General features: G+C 74.9%; 18 protein-coding genes. 3 read left to right on the top strand and 15 right to left on the bottom strand.

Annotated features, from left to right (window positions below; all coding sequences use genetic code 11):
• Positions 1-76: 76 nt before the first annotated feature.
• The 8 genes from ACIBK9_RS25140 to ACIBK9_RS25175 form a co-directional block, all read right to left on the bottom strand.
• Complete coding sequence (locus tag ACIBK9_RS25140; RefSeq protein WP_397161491.1) at positions 77-604, bottom strand: EF-hand domain-containing protein; 528 nt, start codon at positions 602-604, stop codon at positions 77-79.
• Positions 605-786: 182 nt separating this feature from the next.
• Positions 787-1,245 (bottom strand): DUF6917 domain-containing protein, encoded by a 459-nt coding sequence (locus ACIBK9_RS25145; RefSeq protein ID WP_387676792.1) that lies wholly within the window; start codon positions 1,243-1,245, stop codon positions 787-789.
• Positions 1,242-2,162: a Gfo/Idh/MocA family protein gene (locus ACIBK9_RS25150; RefSeq protein WP_397161493.1), complete on the bottom strand. Its 921-nt coding sequence runs from the start codon at positions 2,160-2,162 to the stop codon at positions 1,242-1,244. Before ACIBK9_RS25150 ends, ACIBK9_RS25145 begins: the two co-directional genes overlap by 4 nt.
• On the bottom strand, positions 2,159-3,334 hold the full coding sequence (locus ACIBK9_RS25155; RefSeq protein WP_397161495.1) for an Ldh family oxidoreductase: 1,176 nt from the start codon (positions 3,332-3,334) through the stop codon (positions 2,159-2,161). The genes ACIBK9_RS25150 and ACIBK9_RS25155 overlap by 4 nt, the downstream gene beginning before the upstream one ends.
• The gene (locus tag ACIBK9_RS25160; RefSeq protein WP_397161497.1) at positions 3,331-4,617 is read right to left on the bottom strand and encodes a M20/M25/M40 family metallo-hydrolase; all 1,287 of its coding nucleotides are present in this window, start codon (positions 4,615-4,617) and stop codon (positions 3,331-3,333) included. Before ACIBK9_RS25160 ends, ACIBK9_RS25155 begins: the two co-directional genes overlap by 4 nt.
• The gene (locus ACIBK9_RS25165; protein WP_397161499.1) at positions 4,607-5,455 is read right to left on the bottom strand and encodes a sugar phosphate isomerase/epimerase family protein; all 849 of its coding nucleotides are present in this window, start codon (positions 5,453-5,455) and stop codon (positions 4,607-4,609) included. Before ACIBK9_RS25165 ends, ACIBK9_RS25160 begins: the two co-directional genes overlap by 11 nt.
• Positions 5,436-6,458 (bottom strand): oxidoreductase, encoded by a 1,023-nt coding sequence (locus ACIBK9_RS25170; protein ID WP_397161501.1) that lies wholly within the window; start codon positions 6,456-6,458, stop codon positions 5,436-5,438. The genes ACIBK9_RS25165 and ACIBK9_RS25170 overlap by 20 nt, the downstream gene beginning before the upstream one ends.
• Before the next feature lie 156 nt (positions 6,459-6,614).
• Positions 6,615-7,490 (bottom strand): alpha/beta fold hydrolase, encoded by an 876-nt coding sequence (locus ACIBK9_RS25175; protein ID WP_397161503.1) that lies wholly within the window; start codon positions 7,488-7,490, stop codon positions 6,615-6,617.
• A 79-nt stretch (positions 7,491-7,569) separates the two neighbouring features.
• Here ACIBK9_RS25175 and ACIBK9_RS25180 point away from each other — a divergent pair, with 79 nt between their 5' ends.
• Together ACIBK9_RS25180 and ACIBK9_RS25185 are read left to right on the top strand one after the other, a co-directional pair.
• On the top strand, positions 7,570-9,513 hold the full coding sequence (locus ACIBK9_RS25180; protein WP_397161505.1) for a BTAD domain-containing putative transcriptional regulator: 1,944 nt from the start codon (positions 7,570-7,572) through the stop codon (positions 9,511-9,513).
• A gap of 57 nt (positions 9,514-9,570) precedes the next feature.
• Positions 9,571-10,014, top strand: a complete 444-nt coding sequence (locus ACIBK9_RS25185; RefSeq protein ID WP_387676771.1) for a PaaI family thioesterase — start codon at positions 9,571-9,573, stop codon at positions 10,012-10,014.
• A gap of 58 nt (positions 10,015-10,072) precedes the next feature.
• On the opposite strand, the gene ACIBK9_RS25190 is transcribed toward ACIBK9_RS25185, so the two are convergent.
• The 7 genes from ACIBK9_RS25190 to ACIBK9_RS25220 form a co-directional block, all read right to left on the bottom strand.
• Positions 10,073-10,204 carry a bacteriocin gene (locus ACIBK9_RS25190; RefSeq protein ID WP_352353089.1) on the bottom strand — a complete coding sequence of 44 codons (132 nt, stop codon included), beginning with the start codon at positions 10,202-10,204 and terminating at the stop codon, positions 10,073-10,075.
• A gap of 111 nt (positions 10,205-10,315) precedes the next feature.
• A complete protein-coding gene (locus ACIBK9_RS25195) occupies positions 10,316-10,810 on the bottom strand; it encodes a hypothetical protein (RefSeq protein ID WP_397161508.1) in 495 nt (164 codons plus the stop codon).
• A 52-nt stretch (positions 10,811-10,862) separates the two neighbouring features.
• The gene (locus ACIBK9_RS25200) at positions 10,863-12,068 is read right to left on the bottom strand and encodes an SMI1/KNR4 family protein (protein WP_397161510.1); all 1,206 of its coding nucleotides are present in this window, start codon (positions 12,066-12,068) and stop codon (positions 10,863-10,865) included.
• Positions 12,069-12,156: 88 nt separating this feature from the next.
• Complete coding sequence (locus ACIBK9_RS25205; RefSeq protein WP_397161512.1) at positions 12,157-13,125, bottom strand: TIGR04500 family putative peptide maturation system protein; 969 nt, start codon at positions 13,123-13,125, stop codon at positions 12,157-12,159.
• On the bottom strand, positions 13,122-14,099 hold the full coding sequence (locus ACIBK9_RS25210) for an MvdC/MvdD family ATP grasp protein (protein ID WP_397161513.1): 978 nt from the start codon (positions 14,097-14,099) through the stop codon (positions 13,122-13,124). Before ACIBK9_RS25210 ends, ACIBK9_RS25205 begins: the two co-directional genes overlap by 4 nt.
• Before the next feature lie 64 nt (positions 14,100-14,163).
• Positions 14,164-14,316 (bottom strand): hypothetical protein, encoded by a 153-nt coding sequence (locus tag ACIBK9_RS25215; protein WP_358300966.1) that lies wholly within the window; start codon positions 14,314-14,316, stop codon positions 14,164-14,166.
• A gap of 146 nt (positions 14,317-14,462) precedes the next feature.
• A complete protein-coding gene (locus ACIBK9_RS25220) occupies positions 14,463-15,173 on the bottom strand; it encodes an aspartate/glutamate racemase family protein (protein WP_397161514.1) in 711 nt (236 codons plus the stop codon).
• A 111-nt stretch (positions 15,174-15,284) separates the two neighbouring features.
• Between ACIBK9_RS25220 and ACIBK9_RS25225 the strand changes: the two genes are divergently transcribed.
• Positions 15,285-16,325, top strand: a complete 1,041-nt coding sequence (locus tag ACIBK9_RS25225; RefSeq protein ID WP_397161515.1) for an Lrp/AsnC family transcriptional regulator — start codon at positions 15,285-15,287, stop codon at positions 16,323-16,325.
• Positions 16,326-16,332: the final 7 nt, after the last annotated feature.

Genomic DNA, 16,332 nt, shown 5'->3' on the forward strand with positions numbered 1-16,332 from the left:
CCCCGGACGGCTCCCTCGGCGGAGCCGCCCCGGAGACAGCGGCTCTGGGCGACCCTTCGGCCTGCTCGGGCCTAGGTCACCTGCCGAGCAGAGGGATGTCGTTCTTGCCGAGGTGGTAGTCGCGGACGGCGGCGACCAGCTCGGTGACGGAGAGTCTGCCGGTGCCGTCGGTGTCCATCTGCCGGAAGGCCTCGGCGGCGACCGCGCCGTCGAGCCCGATGGCCGCGAACCACTTGGCCATCTCGGAGGAGTCGACCTCGCCGTCGCCGTCACGGTCGAGGACGTTGACGATGGCCTGGATGGTCGGGCCCACGACCTGGGCGAACCCGTCGTCGCCCCTGCTGATGATCTCGCGCTCGGCGGCCTGGAGGAACTGCGCTTGGTCGAGGCGCGACGCGCCCACCGCCCCCGCGAGGTGGTCGAACATCGCCAGGTACGCCTGCTTCAGCTGATGTGCCTGCGGCGTCCCCTGCACGCCCAGGCCCTCGATGATGCCGTCGGCCTCGTTCTCGAAGTCGGAGCGCTCGATCGCGCCGGAGCCGTCGTTGTCCCAGAGGCGGAAGCGCTCTTCCAGCCGGCTGGTCGTCTTGGTGCCCGCAGCCATTGTCTGTCCTTTCGTGACACGCGCCCGCCCGCCGTGGTGGGGATCATCGGGGGGAAGGACGCGACCTCTAGTGGGCTCGAAAACGAGTGGTTCCCACTACTGTGCGCAATCATCAGATTACCCTGAGTGACTGAAGGTAAACCAGAGGTCACGGAAAGTAATCGGAATCCCCAAGAACGGCTCTACAGCAGGGGCCAGCGGAAGACGCGGGCGCCGCCCTCCTCGGGTTCGTCCGGGAGGGCCTGGCTGAAGACCAGCGGCTCGCCCGGCATGAGTCCCAGCTCCCGTCCGGTGACCGCGGGATCGCTGTGGATCAGCACGTTGTAGTGGTTGGGCAGGTGGCAGCCGTCGAAGCCGAGCAGCACCCCGACCCGGCGCCCGCCGATCCACACCTCGTCGCCCCGGTCCAGCACGCCGGCCGCGACGATCTCGGCGAAGCCCAGGAAGGCGACCCGGTCGATCCTGGCGCCCGCGTCGGTCTCGGTGTGGTCGGTGGCGACCAGCTCGTGCACCTCGCCGGCGCGCACGCACCGGCTGGCGTACGGTTCGAGCCGCATGCCGCGGTCCTGCCTGCGGTGCACCAGCACCTTCAGCAGGGTCCCGGTGACCGCGGTCTTGGGGCCGTCCTCGTCGGGGTTCACGCGGCACCCCGTCCCGCGCCGGCCTTCTCCAGGCGGTAGACGTCCTCGACGAAGCGCAGGGCGGGCAGGCCGCCCTCGCCGTCGGGGGTGCCGTAGCGCACCGAGCGTTCGAAGGCGGCCAGCACGCCCTCGTACTCGTGCCACAGGGAGTTCTTGAAGCCGGAGTGGCCGGCCAGCATGTCGGCGTACAGGCTGCGGCCGTCGGCCAGGCGCACCTCCAGGTCCTTGCGCTCGCCCGGGTAGGACCAGTCGAGCAGGACGCGCGCGCGGGCCGCGCCGGCGCGCAGCTCGACGTCCGCCTGCCGGTCGGCCCCCGCGGCGTCCCGGTCGACGTGCGCGGAGACGACGTGCGCCGGGCCGAGCAGCAGGTCCACCAGGTCGTAGGCGTTGGGCCCGTTGTCGGCGACGCAGCCGCCGCCGCAGCGCCGTACGTCCAGGTACCAGGAGTCGTCGCCCGCGTGCTCCTCGATGCGTTCCAGGTAGCGCACGGTCAGCTCCTCGACGCGGGCGCCCGCGCACGCCGCGCGCAGCCGTCCGACGGCGGAGTTGTAGCGCCGGTGGAAGGCGGTGAACAGCGGCACGCCCGAGCTCGCGGCCAGGTCCGTGAGCCGCCTGCCCTGCGCGGCGTCGAGGGCGAGCGGCTTCTCCACGCAGACCGGGATGCGCCGCTCCAGCGCGTCGGCGCAGACCCGGGCGTGCAGGTCGTTGGGGACGGTGACCACGACGGCGTCGGGCCGCTCCTCCTCCAGCAGCCGGACGTGGTCGCGGTAGCCGGGGACGCGGTGCCCCTCCAGGACGCGCGGATCGGTGTCGCACACCGCGGCCAGCCGCAGCCCGGACGAGCTGTGCAGGCCCGCCAGGTAGAACCGCGAGATCACGCCGAGCCCGATGACCGCGACGCGCAGCCGGGCGCTCACCGCGCCACCACCAGGGCGGGGGCGTCGAGTCCGGTGGCGGCGGCGAGGGCGGCCAGCTCGTCGTACAGGTCCGTGCCGAGCGGGACGCCCGAGCGCCGGTGTTCCTCGGCCCGGCGATGCTCGTGCCAGCCGGGATAGCTCACCGGCGAGACGGGGTCGGCGGGCGGGCAGCCGAGCAGCGCGCCGAACATCGTGGCCGCGTCGCCCTCCAGGCCCTCGCGCAACGCCCCGGGCGCGACGGCCAGGGCGAGGAAGCCGATGTCGTCGTCGCGTCCGCTCGGGCCGCCGTCGCCGTCGTGGGCGTCGGGGTGGGCGCCGAGACCCGCGCCGGACACCAGCGCGGCCAGCACCTCGACCGCCACCCCCAGCCCGAAGCCCTTGTGCTGCCCGGCCTGGCCGCCCAGCCAGAGCAGGTGCGCCCGCCCCTCGTCGAACGCCGCCGCGTCGGTCACGGGAGCGCCGTCGTCGGCGGCCAGCACCCCTTCGGGCAGTTCCTCGCCGTGCCGCGCGGCCTGCCTGACCCGCCCGGTGGGCATGGCGGTGGTGCTCATGTCCAGCACGAAGGGCGGATGCCCGCCCGCGGGGGCCGCGACGCTGATCGGGTTGGTGCCCAGCATCGCCACCGCGCCGCCGGGCGGCCTGGCGATGCGCTGGCGGCCGCAGTTGCTCGCGATGAGGCCGATCATGCCGTACTCGACCGCGCGCAGCGCGTGGTGCCCGGCGCAGCCGAGATGGGTGCCCCCGCGTACGGAGACCAGGCCGACGCCGTACGTCGAGGCGCGGCCCGCGGCGATCTCCATGGCCAGGCCGGCGGCCCACAACCCCAGGGCGCGATCGGCGTCGAGCAGCACGGCCGCGCCCCGGTCGGCCAGCACGGACGGCTCGGCCAGCGGATCGACCCGCCCCTCGTCGAACAGCGGCAGGTAGAGCCGGGTCAGGTTGGCCAGGCCGTGCGAGGTCATGCCGACCAGGTCGCCGTAGCACAGCGCGGCGGCGGCCTCGCGGGCGCGCTCCGGGGCCAGGCCGCGGGTGGTGAACACGGCGGCGACGAAGTCCAGCAGGTCGTCGTGGCGCACCCGGACGGCGGCCCGCGCCGGCCGGGCGACTGCCGGGACCGGCGGGTAAGGCTGCGCGGGCGGTGCGTCCGTCGCGGGTGAGGCGGTGGGGTTCATGCTCCTCGTCCAATCCTGTCGTCGGTGAAGGCGATCATCAGCCGGGCCACGGCGGCGGCGAACCCGGCGAGTTCGGCGGCCCGCGCGAACTCCCCTTCGGCATGGGCGTTGTTGCCGGCCAGGTCGCCCGGCCCCAGGACGACCGTGCAGGCGCCCCCGACGCCCGCCATCCAGATGGCGTCGCAGGTGAAGGCCGGTTCTCCGGCGGGCCAGGGCGGGATCCCGGCCCGGTCGCGCAGGAGCGCGTGGCCCCACGCGTCGCGGTCGTCGAGCACCGGCAGGCCGCGCTTGCGCCACTCCAGCCGGGTGACCGCCCTGGCGTCGCGGGCGGTCCTGGCGAACAGGGCGGTGCCGCCGAAGGCCGCCGCGAAGGCCGCGAGCCCGTCGTCCAGGGCGCGCGCGAGGTCCCGTTCCAGGCGGCGTCCGGTGGCGGGCGTGGCGTAGGGCAGGTTGAGCAGGAGGGAGCCGCGGCCGTACACCTGGTTGTGGCGGGTGCCGGTGTGCAGGCCCGCCACGCACACGGTGTCCGGGTCGAGCGCCCTGGCCAGGTGCTGGGCCAGGAAGCCGAGCAGGACCGTGGCGTTGTGCCCGGCGGCCGGGCGGTCGTCCACGGCGTGGTCGCCGTCCACCACGATCCGCGCGGTCGCGGCGGCCGTGCTGCGCGGCAGGAACCGTACGCCGGTGGGCTCGCAGAAGACGTTGAGCCGCCCGACGTAGCCGCGTTCGACGAGCGGGCGGGTGCCGAGCACGCCCATGGCCCCGCCCTCCTCGCCCGCCACGGCCTGGATCAGCACCCCGACCTCGCGCCCGATGGCCGGACGGCACGCGCGGGCCGCCCGCAGCCCGGCCAGCAGCGCGACGGCCGGGCCCTTGGCGTCGATCGCGCCGCGGCCGTGGAAGCGCTCGCCGTCGAAGACGACCGGTCCGCCGCCGGCGACCGTGTCGAGATGCACGTTGAACATCACCGTGCGGGACGCCGGGAGGCCGGGGCCCAGCCGCAGCACCAGACTGGGCTGGCCGTCCAGGAAGCCGGGCAGGCCGAGGGCCTCGCGCACGGGCGCGGGGACGTCGGCGCGGTCCAGCTCGGCCGGGCGCACCGAGGTGTGCCGCACGGTGCGGAAGCCGAGCGCCGCTGCGGCCCGCGCGTACTGCTCCTGGGCCTCGCGCAGCCGCGGCGGCGGCCCGGCCGGTCCGGTCTCCAGCGGGCCCGCCGTGGGCAGCCGCAGCAGCCTCAGCAGCAGGTCGCGCTCCGCCGCGTCGAGAGGCACGGCGTCAACGTCCATCGACCTGCCCCACCAGCCGTTCCAGCGCCCGCCCGTACCGGACGAACGCGGCCCGGTCACCCGCGCCCGGGTCGTCGAGGTGGGGGCGCAGCCGCAGGTGCGGCTCGATGGACAGGGCGCCGGCGTAGCCGTGGGCGGACAGCAGGCGCAGGCACTCGGCGACGCCCGCCCGCCCCTCGCCGGGCAGCACGTAGACGACCTCGCCGCAGGGACCGGTGACGGCGTCCTTGACGTGGACGTGCGCGACGTACGGGACGACCTCGCGCAGCATCGGGGCCGCCGGGTAGCCGTGGGCGACGCCGTTGCCGATGTCGAACAGCAGCCGCAGCGCCGGGCTGCCGATCCCGGTGACCAGGTCCAGCATGCGGTCGGCGCGGTCGCCCGCCCAGCCGGCGCAGTTCTCGTGGACCAGCAGAAGCCCGGCGTCCTCGGCCCGGCGGGCCAGCTCGCGCAGCCGGTGGCGGACCCTCCGCCCCCACTCGGGCTCGGGCAGGCCGCCCGAGGGGAAGGACATGATCCGCACCAGCCGCGTCCCCAGCACCGGGCAGCGGCGGGCCAGCACGTCGAGCTCGGCCAGGTCGAGCGCGAAGTCGCCGGTCACCGGCCGCGACCAGTCGCCGATCTTCGAGGCGACCGCGACGACCTCGGCCCGCGCCTCGCGCAACCGCCGCGCCGCGCGCCGGAACGCCTGCTCGCCGAGCGCGGCGACCGGCACGCCGTCGACCGTGCGCAGCTCCAGCCGGTTCCAGCCCAGCTCCCCCACGGCGGCGAGCTGGCCGTCGAGGTCGGGGGCGGCCTCGTCGCCGATGCCGGCCAGCTCAGGAGGTGGTGCCTGCACGCGGCGCCTCCTCACGCCCCGGCTCGTGCGCCGCGCACAGGTGCTTGGCCTCGGTGAGCAGTCGCACGGCGTCGACCTGGACGGGCAGCGCGCCGGGCGAGCGGCGGGCGCGGGCGTAGCGGCGGTAGGCGGCCAGCAGGAAGGCGGGCAGGGCGTCGTCGGTGAACACCGTACGCCGTTCGCCCTCGGCCGTGGCCACCCTGAGCTGGGCGGTGTGGTCGGCGTCGCTGCACGGGTAGTGGCCGGTGAGCGTGCCGCGGTCGAAGTGCAGGGTGATGCGGCGCTCCCGGACGGGCGAGGTCAGGTCGGAGTCGATCTCCGTGCGCACGCCCGAGTAGTGGTCGAGCCGCAGGCTGGCCCGTCCGAGCCGGGGCAGCCGCAGGCGTTCGGTGACCATGTCCTCCCAGGACGCCGCCGAGATCCGCGCGCCGCCGGCCAGGCTGAGCACCACGGCGAGCGCGTGCGGCATCTCGATGTCGAAGGCGGTGGTGGCGTCGGGACGCGCCGCGCTGCGGGTGAACCTGGGCTTGTTCTGCACCACCCGGATCTGCCGCAGGGGGCCGAACTCCTCGGCGCGCATCGCCGCCCGCAGCCGGCCGGTGAGCGTGCTGTCGAGCCAGTGGGTGGCGACCGTGAGGTCGAGGCCCCAGCGCCGGCGCACCCGGGCCACGGCGGCCAGCCCGACCAGGTCGAGCGCGAGCGGCTTCTCCACGATGAACTTGCGGTAGCCGAGCGGCGCCAGCCGGGCCAGCATCCCGGCCCTGACGTGCGGCGGGGTGCACAGGTGCACGACGGTCCGGTCGGGCGGCGCGAGCGCGGCGGCCTCCTCGGGCGACCCGGCCGTCACCGTTCCCCGCACGCCGCCGGGCGGCAGCAGGGGGTCGAGGACGACGACCGGGTCGGGCGCCAGCAGCCCGGGGGCCGCCTCGCGCACCTTGGCCAGGGACGGCAGATGCAGCCCTGCGCCGGATCTGCCCATCCCGACGATGAATGCGTGCAACATGCTGGCGAGCGCCTCTACTCCGTCGCGTACTCGGCTTTCCGGCCCGTACTTTTCCCGCCGGAAGGACGACCTCATTGGCGCTGCCATTGTCGAATAACTTACCGTGACATGTCAATTACTTTAAGTTACGAGACGGCCCCCGACCAGGAGGGGCGGCTACCGGGCCATGAGCTCGCGGAGCGCGCGGGCGATCTCGACGGGAGACTCCTCGGCCATGAAATGTCCGGACGTGACCGTGTCGTGCCGCAGGTCGGGCGCCCAGGCCCGCCACAGCGCCGCGGCGTCGTAACCGAGGGCAGCGCCCCAGTCCTGCTGGAGCACGGTCACCGGCATGCGCAGCCGGTTGCCCGCGGCCAGGTCGGCGCGGTCGTGTTCGACGTCGATCCCGGCCGAGGCGCGGCAGTCCGCCACGATCGACGGCACGGCGGCCCGGCAGGCGTCCAGGTACGCGGCCCGGACCTCGGCCGGGATGGCCGCCGGGTCGTTGATCCACAGGTCGAGGAAGTGGCCGAAGAAGGCGTCCGGGCTGGCGCCGATGAGCTGCTCGGGCAGGCCGGGCGGCTGGGCCATGAGGTAGAGGTGGAAGCCGACGGCGGCGGTGACGCCGCGCATGACGTCCCACATGTCGAGGGTCGGCAGCACGTCGAGGCAGGCCAGGTGGGTGATCGCGGCCGGGTGGTCGAGGCCGGCGCGGAAGGCGACCAGCGCGCCGCGGTCGTGCCCGGCCAGGGCGAAGCGCTCGTGGCCGAGAGCCGCGGCCAGGGCCACCACGTCGGCGGCCATGGTCCGCTTGGAGTAGACGTCCGGGCCGGTCTCGGCCGGCTTGTCGCTGGCGCCGTAACCGCGCAGGTCGGGGCAGATGACGGTGTGGTCCGCGGCCAGGTCGGCGGCGACGTGCCGCCACATCAGATGGGTCTGCGGGAAGCCGTGCAGCAGCACGATCGGGCTGCCCGAGCCCCCGACGGCCGCGTGCAGCGTGACGCCGTCGGCGACGGGGACGCGGCGGTGCTCGAAACCGGGGATGGTGGTCATGAGGTGCCCTCCTTCGATGGGTGACCGGGTCGATTACCAGCGTGCCGGGGGCGGATGAGCATCCGGTGAGCAAGGGAGGATGGGGAGCGTGTTCGGGGTGCTGGGGCCGGTGGCGGCCTGGGACGACGAGGGTGAGCCGATCCCGCTGAAGGGGCCGCGGCACCGCGCCGTGCTGGCCCGTCTGATCGTCGCCCGGCGCCGGGTCGTCCCGGTGACGCGGCTGGTGGCGGACCTGTGGGACGATCCGCCGCCGGACGCGGTGGGCGCGGTGCGCACGTTCGTGGCCGCCCTGCGCCGGGCGCTGGAGCCCGCGCGCCCGCCGCGCGCCCCCGCCCGGCTGCTGGTCACCGAGGGGCCGGGGTACGCCCTGCGCGCCGCGCCCGACGCCGTCGACGCCTGGCGCTTCGAACAGGCCGTGACCGCCGGCCCGCCGGAACCGGCCCGGCTGACGGAGGCGCTCGGCTGGTGGCGCGGCCCGGCCTACGCCGAGTTCGCCGACGAGCACTGGGCGCGCGCCGAACGTGCCCGCCTGACCGAGCTGCGGCTGCACGCCGTCGAACGCCGGGCCGAGGCGCAACTGGCGCTCGGCCGGGCCGCCGAAGCCGTCGCCGACCTGGACTCGCACGTCGCCGAGCACCCCTGGCGGGAGGACGCCTGGCGGCTGCTCGCCCTCGCCCTCTACCGCACCGGACGTCAGGGGGACGCGCTGGCGGTGCTGCGCCGGGCGCGCACGCTGCTGGCCGAGCACCTCGGCGTGGACCCCGGGCCCCGGCTGCGCCGCCTGGAGTCGGACATCCTGCACCAGGACCGCGGCCTGGCCGCCCCCGCCGACGCCACGGCCCGGGTGTGGGCGCAGGCGGCCGAGGCGTACGACCGCACGGTGGGGGCCGGGGCCCGGGCGCGGCTGGAGTCGACGGTCGGCCTGCTGCGCAACCTCGCGGTGACCGGGGGCGGCGGCCTGGAGGCGGCGCGCGGCCACCGTACGGCGGCCATCGCGGCGGCCGAGGAGCTGGGCGACCCGGAGCTGACCGCCCGGGTGATCGGCGCCTACGACGTCCCGGCGGTCTGGACCCGGTCGGACGACCCCGGGCAGGCGGCCCAGGTCGTCGCCGCGGCGGAACGGGCCCTGGGCGGCCTGCCGCCCGGCGCGTCCGCGGCGGCGCGGGCGCGGCTGCTGGCCACGATCGCCGTCGAGTCGCGCGGCGTCCGGTCGGCCCGCGGCCCGCTGGCCGCCGCCGAGGCCGAGCGCATCGCCCGCCACCTCGACGACCCGGCGCTGCTGGCGTTCGCCCTCAACGGGGTGTTCATGCAGGCGTTCCAGCGGGCGGGGCTGGCCTCCTACCGGGACGGGATCGGGGCCGAGCTGGTCGCGTTGTCGTCGCGGCACGGGCTGGTCACGTACGAGGTGCTGGGGCATCTCGTGCGCGTGCAGGCGCTGGGGGCGCTCGGCGACTTCGGCGCCGCCGACCGGCACGCGGCCGCCGCCGACCTGCTGGCGGAACGGAACGAGCTACCGCTGGTCAGCGTGTTCACCGACTGGTACCGGGTGTTGCGGAAGGCAGCCGGCGGGCGGGTGCCGGCGGCCGAGGAGGAGGCGGCCTACCGGGCGGCCGCGGCCCGGCTGGACGACGTCGGCATGCCGGGGTTGGCGCGGGGGCTGCTGCCGCTCGCGCTGCTGTCCGTACGGGTGCGGCACGGCCTGCCGGTCCTGGGCGAGGCCGATCGGGGCGACGTGGAGTGGGGGCCGTACGAGCCGTGGGTGCGGCCGCTCGTCCTGCTGGCGGAGGGGCGGGGCGCGCAGGCCGCCGAGGCGGTCGGCCGGATCCCGGAGCCGCCCCCTGACCTGCTGCTGGAGGCCATGTGGTGCCTGGTCGCGAGGGCCGCCGTCGCAGTTGGCGACCGGCGGGCGGCGGACCGCGCCCGCCGGGCGCTCGCCCCCGCCGCGGCGGAGCTGGCCGGAGCGGGCAGCGGCCTGATCACGCTGGGCCCGGTCGCCGGGTTCCTCGCCGAGCTGGGGGCCTAGCCCTAGGCCTAGCCCATGGCCGCCGGACTGTCGGTGGCGGGCTGTTGAATGGCGGGCATGACCACGCACGCGGACAGACGCGGGATGTTCTGGGACATGGTCGCCGGCAGGGTTCCGCCGCCGCCGGCGGCGGCGCTGCTCGGCTGGGAGCTCGTCGAGGTCGATCCGGAGGCGGGCACGATCGAGGTGGCGTTCCGGGCGGGCGAGCAGTTCGCCAACCCGGTCGGCGTGGTCCAGGGCGGCTTCCTGGCCGCGATGCTCGACGACACGCTGGGTCCCGCGCTGGTGGCCACGCTGCCGGAGGACCAGTTCGCGCCGACCCTCGACCTCCATGTGCAGTTCCTGCGTCCGGCGCGGCCCGGGCGGCTCGTCGGGCGGGGGCGCGTGGTCAGGCGCGGCAGAGACGTCTGCTTCCTCGCCGGCGAGCTCCTCGGCCCGGGCGGCGAGGTCGTGGCCACGGCGACCGCGACCGTCGTGGTCCGCACGATGGGCCGGCCCTGATCCGGCGCGAGGCCGGGGCCACCCCTGCGTGAGGCGGCCCCGGCGGTGTGCCGCGCGGTTACGGCAGGGCGTCGATGACGGCGTCGCGCCAGTCGTAGTTCATCCAGTCGTAGTTGGCCCACATGCCGCCGGTGACGGCCGCGAGCTCGTTGTCGTCGAGCTCGCGGGCGCCGGTCTCGAAGTCGTTCATCTGGGAACGTCCTCCCTCTTGTCGTGGTGAATGTCGCGCACTCACGGTCGCAGGAGGCGCTTGGGGACGTCTTGGCGATCACTAGGAGCGGGCGGCGTGCCCGCTTGCGCGTCACTGAACGAGCGGCCAGGTGACGACGCAGACCGCGAGAGCGATGCCGGCGGTGACGAACCGGACGGCGCGCGGCAGGTGCGGCATGGTCGTCCAGGCCGCGGCGGGGAAGGCGATCACGCCGCTGAGGAGGATGAGGTAGAACCCGATGACGAAGTCGGCCGGCATGAGCAGCAGCGCCACCTGCCAGATGGCCACCAGGTACAGCGCGGCCATCAGGGTGGCCTGCCACGCCGGGCGTACGCGGAGCAGGTGCAGCAACGGCCAGGCGGCGACCAGCGCGACCCACCGGCCGTACTCCCAGGTCAGGAAGAGGTAGCCGACGCAGCCGGTGTACTCGCCGCAGTAGCGCGCCCCCAACGAGGGGATGAGGTCCGGCGTCAGGGCGGCCCATGCGAGGAGGGCGACGGTGAGGACGATCCCCGCCGCGCCGGCCAGGACCAGCCTTCTGGCCACGTTCTGCGCGGAGGGTGCGATGACCTGGGGGGCGATCATCCTTGCATCGTGACACCCGGGCGCGGCGCTGTCGACGGGTGCGGCGGGTGGGTCAGGGGAGGTTCCACTCCAGTTGGCCGTCGGCCGCCTCGGGCTTCCAGTGGCCGACGGTTCCGCCGGTCTCCAGGGCGTCGGCGGTCGCCTTCAGCAGGGCGTGGTAGGAGCGGATGCGGATCCCGCCGGGGGTGAAGCTCATGTTGCCCGCGTGCTCGGTCTTGCCGACGTCACGGCGTACGGAGTCGACCACCAGGCTGTTGCCCGTGCCGTCGGAGCCGACGGGGATCATGCGTCCGTCCCACCATTCGGTGCGGGGGTCGTCCGAGTCGTCGGTGGCGTCGATCTCGCACAGGGTGCGCCAGTGGTCGCGGATCTGGCGGATGGTCATGTTCACGTTGTCCAGGAAGCCGAAGGGCCAGGTGCCCTCGATGACGGCGGAGCCGTTGTGGCGCAGCAGCGAGGCCCGCAGGTCGTCGGGGAAGGACAGGCCTGCCTGGGCCTCGGCGACCGCGATGGTCCTCGCCCTTCCCGGCCGGCCGAGCGTGCGGTAGCTCTTGGGGGCGTTGGCCTTGAGCCAGGTCTCGATCCGCCGCCACTGCCGGTTGACCGCGCGGGTGACCTTGGGGTTGATCGCGCGTACGTGCGGCTTGGCCGTCCGCGGACGGCAGTCGGCGTCGACGGCCTCCTGGGCGAGCGGCGGTTCCTGGGACTCGGCGCGCTGCTGGTCGGCCGGTTCGAGAGCCGGGGACCACTCGCGGTCCGGCTCCGCGCCGGAATCCACCTGCCACCGCGGTTCCGTGGCGCAGGCGACGCCGGCGTCCGCGTACACCTGGGCGCAGGGCGGGTACTCGGCCTCGGTCGCGGTGTCTCCTCCCTTGGAGAACACCGCCGACTCCAGGACCTGCGCGCCCCCGGCCAGCAGGACGACCGCCAATGCCACCGCGGCCCAGCGGTTCAGCCGCCGCCGGGTGGGGCCGTCGAGGGGCTGCCGGTCCGCGAGGAAGGCGGCGACGGCGGGGTGGTCGAAGAGGCCGCCCGATCTGGTGGCGTAGCGCTCGATGTCCGCCTTCGTCGGCGTGCCGAGGATCGGGACGGGCGGCCACGGCGGCGGCGCGTCCCGCTCGGGAGGCCGTGCTTCCGGAGCCGGACGCTCGCCGGGCAGGGCGGGGTACGGCGTTCGCGAGCGGCGGACGAACACGACCGCCGCCACCGCCACGGCCGCCGCCGCGAGCGCCCACCACAAGCCCCGAGAGGTGATCATCCGCCGCACCTGCGGCACAGTACCGGAAGGCACCGACATGCCCGGAGAAATCACTCCAAATGGTTCGGCGCTGAGGACGCCGGACGCGTCAGAGCCAGTGCCAGGTGACCCCGGCCTCCCGGGCGGCGCCGGTCAGCCACTCCTCGAAGGCGGCCGCGCCGGCGGCCTTCAGCGTGGCCGCGTCCGCCACGGCCTCCTGCCGTTCGACGACCTGGCCGGTCAGGAAGCCCTCTTCGTAGGGGACCGGACCGGCGGCGCCACCGGCCGGCACCTCCCGCAGCGGTACGGGCAGCTCGCCCGCCCACGTCCGGGCCCTGGTCAGCCGCAGGTCCCAGCGGCCGGCGAGCGGCCCGTCGAGCTCGGCCACCTCGACCGGGTCGTCCGACAGCACCCAGGCCGCCCGTACCTGGGCGAACCGGTCACGATGGCGGTCGAGGTACGCCGGAGCCAGCTCGGCCCGCTTCCGGGCACGGAACCGCTGGTCCTTGGCGGTCATGGTCATGTGGTCGTGGAACGCCTCGGCGCTCATGCCCATCCGGTCCAGCCACTCCATCATGGTGTCGTGGCCGAGCAGGCCGCGCCGCCTGCGGAACCCGTCCGCGGCGGCCTGGACGTCGGCCAGGCCGACCTCCTCCTGCTGGGCGGCGTTGCGCAGCACGCAGAACCGGACCAGCTCCTCCTGCGGCGACATCCCGGGACGCGCCAGCGAACGCAGCATGAGCATGGCCTCGGACACCGACACGTGCGTCCCGTCCACGGTCAGCACGTAGCCGGCGGCCCAGTGGGTCGAGTGGTCGACCAGCCAGGACGTGCCGTCCTCGGCCTGCACGCCGAGCATGATGGTGCCGCCCGACGGGTGGTCGAGCAGCAGGTCGTAGTCGACGACCGGCGAGCCGGGACGCGGGCTGGTCACCAGCTGGGCGCCGAGCCGCGGGTGCGCCTGGGCCCAGGCGGCGGCGGTGCGGCGGGCCTCCTCCACGGCCGAACGCCGGCGGGTCAGCCCGTGCAGCAGGTTCACGCCGCTTTCGAGGGCCGGCCCGAGGGAGAGCTGAGTCATTGCGCGTCCGTTTCTCCGGCGGTCAGCCAGTCGGCGACGGCGTCGCTGATGGGCAGGCCGGTCAGGTCTTCGATCCAGGCCCACTGGCCGTTGGGGTTGATCTCCAGGAAGACGTACTCCCCGTCGGGGGTGAGGATGAGGTCGATCGCGCCGAAGGACAGGCCGAGCGCCGCGACCAGGTCGACGCAGCGGCGGGCGACGTCGTCCGGCAGGCGGTGCACGCTGTGGCGGGCGCGGGCGAAGTCGTAGTGACGCCAGTCGTCGCGGGTGCGCGGCGAGTCCTGGGAGGCGATCTCGGCGGTGAACACCTGCCGTCCGACCACGGTGACCCGCAGCTCCACCGCCTTGGGCACGTACGGCTGGAGGATGACCGGCTCGTGGACGATCCGCCCCCGGCCGCCGAGCGACCGCCGGGTGACCACGGTCGTGTAGACGGCGTGCGCGCCGCCGTCGATCTCGAACAGGGTGTGCTCCATCGCCTTGGCGATCAGCCGCCCGTCCGCGTGTTCGTAGGCGGGCACCAGCTCGGACGGGTCGTTGGTGATCACCGTCCGGGGCACGGCGAAGCCCAGCCGCCGGGCCAGGGCCAGATGGACCAGTTTGTTGTGCGCCCTGCGCAGCACCGGTTGGCGGGCCGGCAGCCAGCGCGCGTCCAGCAGGTCCCAGAAGCCGTCGGTGAACCACTCCGACAGCTCGCCCACCCGCGCCCGGAGGTCGTCCGCGGTGACGTCGTCCGCGGCGTGCGGGCGTCCGGGGCGCCGGGTCCAGACGGCCGTCGTGCCGGAGAGGTCGAAGACCTGCCCGTCCCTGGTCAGGGCCAGTTCCTCACCGTCCGCGCCGAAGCGCGCGGTCAGCCGGGCGGCGGATGGGTACTCGCCCGGATCCCACCACAGGACGTCCGCGCCCCGGGCCTTCAGCTTGGGCAGCACCAGGTCGACGGTCGCGTCGCCGGGCTCGCTCAGAATCAGTAGCACGTGTCCCCCCAGCCGCGCGGGAGGAGAGCGGGCCCCCCTCCCACGCGACCGCGAATCGTCTCTATCAGTAGTCGGAGACCCAGTCGGTGGGCGGGTTCCCGTTGGTGCCGTAGCAGCGCTGCATCCGCATGCCGCCCGCGACGAGGCCGAGATCGGCCTCCTCGATCACCGCCAGTTCGTCACCCAGATCGTCCAGACTCACGATCTTCTTGCTCATGGTCGTAACCTCCCTTCACATCGAGCTGCGAGCCCCCCGGCTCGCGGACGTGCGGGCACGTCCTCAGCTCATGCGCCAAGCCCACCATCCGGAGATTGGAAGTGGCTTGGATGTGACTTGAGAGGCGGAAGTGAAAGAAGTCCGGTTCAGCCGCGCGCGGCCAGCGCCACCCGGACGACCTCGCGGGCCAGCAGGCGGGCGGGGTCCACGACGGGGACCGGGACCGTGGCCGGGTCCAGGGCGAGCAGCACCTCCGTGCACGCGGCCACCACGCGCCGCGCGCCGCGCGCGGCCATCGAGCGGGCCTGCGCGGCCAGCGCGTCGGCGTGCTCCCGGCCGGCGCGGCCGCCCTTGACGGCGGCGATGGCGGCCATGACCTCGCGCTGGCCGGGCTCGTCCGGCTCGATCGGGGTCACGCCGTGCCGGCGCAGCGCGGGGCCGTACAGGTCGGCGCGGAGCGTGCCGGTGGTGGCCAGCAGCCCGGCGGCGCGCACGCCGTCGGCGGCGAGGGCGGCGGCGGTGACCTCGACGATGCTGACCAGCTCCAGCCCGGCCTCCTCGGCCAGGCGCGGCACGAACGCGTGCGCGGTGTTGCACGGCACCGCCAGCAGCTCACACCCGGCCCCTCTGAGCGCCCCGATGCCGCGCCGCAACTGCGGGGTCGGGTCCTCGCCCTGCCCGAGCAGGCTCGTCGACCGGTCGGGGACGCGGGGGTCGCCCCAGATGACGACCGGCACGTGCTCCTGGTCGCTGGTGGCGGCGGTCTCCTCCACGAGCTTGCCGTAGAAGTCGACGGTGGCGGCCGGGCCCATGCCGCCCAGCACGCCGACCATCCTGGCCCGGCCGAGCGAGGTCATCCGCGGGTCTCCCTTTCCGGTGGCTGCGCCTGACGGCGGTCGGGGCCCAGGATCCCGGTATAGGGTGTCCCGACCGCTGGAACGCAGCAATCAGACATCAAGGGAGGATCAGTGCAGGATTCCGGCGTGCAGCCGCCGTCGTTGCTGGCCGAGTCCGACCTTGAGCTCATCGACGCCCTGCAGATCAGTCCGCGGGCGAGCTGGGTGGAGGTGGGGGCGGCCGTCGGGGCCGACCCGGTGACGGCGGCGCGGCGCTGGCAGCGGCTCACGAGCACCGGCGAGGCGTGGACCACGGTCGCCCTCGGCCCCCGCCAGATGCACGCGCTGAGCATGGCGTTCCTGGAGATCGACTGCGCGGCCGGCGCGGCGGCCGAGGTGGCGGCGGCGTTGGCGCGGGAGCGCCATCTGATCACCGTCCAGCACGTCGCCGCCGGGCACGACCTGTTCGTGATCGCCGTGGCCCCGTCGATGCCGGCCCTGGCCGACCACGTGCTCACCGCGCTGCCCCGGGTGCCGGGCGTGGCCAAGGTCCGCACGCACGTCGCCACGCGGGTGTTCGAGGCGTCGTGCCGGTGGCGGCTGCGGGTGCTGCCGCCGCGCACCGCGGCCGCCCTGGCCAGGCGGCCTGCCGCGCCGGAGTCGACCAGGGAGATGGACGAGATCGACCGGCTGCTGTTCACCGCCCTGCTGCCCGACGGCCGCGCGCCCTACGCCGAGCTGGCCAGGGCGGTGGGCACGTCCGAGCGCACGGTGCAGCGCCGGCTGACCAGGCTGGTGGCCACCGGCGACCTCGACTTCCGCTGCGACCTGGCACGTTCGCACGCGGGCTGGCACTCGGCCGCGCTGCTGTGGCTGCGCATGCCCGACGCGCTGCTGGAGGAGACCGGCCGGGCGCTGCTCGGCTGGCCGGAGACGCGTACCTGCGCGGCGCTCGCCGGGCCGCGGAACATGCTGCTGACGGTGGGCCTGCACGGCGTGGCCGACCTGCATCCGCTGGTGGTGCGGCTGGAGGAGCGCTTCCCGCACGTGACCGTGGCCGACCGGCAGATCGTGCTGCGCCAGACGAAGCTGTACGGGCGGCTGCTCGACCCGTACGGCCGGTGCGCCGAGGTGGTGCCGGTGGATCCGTGGAGCCTGCCCCGGGCGGCCTGACCAGCCG

Source organism: Nonomuraea sp. NPDC050227, assembly GCF_044459705.1.
GTDB lineage: Bacteria > Actinomycetota > Actinomycetes > Streptosporangiales > Streptosporangiaceae > Nonomuraea.

Excerpts from the sequence above, each read along its gene's own strand:
- ACIBK9_RS25140 (WP_397161491.1), bottom strand. The coding sequence starts at position 604 with ATGGCTGCGGGCACCAAGACGACCAGCCGGCTGGAAGAGCGCTTCCGC.
- ACIBK9_RS25155 (WP_397161495.1), bottom strand. The coding sequence starts at position 3,334 with ATGAACCCCACCGCCTCACCCGCGACGGACGCACCGCCCGCGCAGCCT.
- ACIBK9_RS25160 (WP_397161497.1), bottom strand. The coding sequence starts at position 4,617 with ATGGACGTTGACGCCGTGCCTCTCGACGCGGCGGAGCGCGACCTGCTG.
- ACIBK9_RS25170 (WP_397161501.1), bottom strand. The coding sequence starts at position 6,458 with ATGTTGCACGCATTCATCGTCGGGATGGGCAGATCCGGCGCAGGGCTG.
- ACIBK9_RS25175 (WP_397161503.1), bottom strand. The coding sequence starts at position 7,490 with ATGACCACCATCCCCGGTTTCGAGCACCGCCGCGTCCCCGTCGCCGAC.
- ACIBK9_RS25180 (WP_397161505.1), top strand. The coding sequence starts at position 7,570 with ATGGGGAGCGTGTTCGGGGTGCTGGGGCCGGTGGCGGCCTGGGACGAC.
- ACIBK9_RS25185 (WP_387676771.1), top strand. The coding sequence starts at position 9,571 with ATGACCACGCACGCGGACAGACGCGGGATGTTCTGGGACATGGTCGCC.
- ACIBK9_RS25190 (WP_352353089.1), bottom strand. The coding sequence starts at position 10,204 with ATGAACGACTTCGAGACCGGCGCCCGCGAGCTCGACGACAACGAGCTC.
- ACIBK9_RS25195 (WP_397161508.1), bottom strand. The coding sequence starts at position 10,810 with ATGATCGCCCCCCAGGTCATCGCACCCTCCGCGCAGAACGTGGCCAGA.
- ACIBK9_RS25200 (WP_397161510.1), bottom strand. The coding sequence starts at position 12,068 with ATGATCACCTCTCGGGGCTTGTGGTGGGCGCTCGCGGCGGCGGCCGTG.
- ACIBK9_RS25205 (WP_397161512.1), bottom strand. The coding sequence starts at position 13,125 with ATGACTCAGCTCTCCCTCGGGCCGGCCCTCGAAAGCGGCGTGAACCTG.
- ACIBK9_RS25215 (WP_358300966.1), bottom strand. The coding sequence starts at position 14,316 with ATGAGCAAGAAGATCGTGAGTCTGGACGATCTGGGTGACGAACTGGCG.
- ACIBK9_RS25220 (WP_397161514.1), bottom strand. The coding sequence starts at position 15,173 with ATGACCTCGCTCGGCCGGGCCAGGATGGTCGGCGTGCTGGGCGGCATG.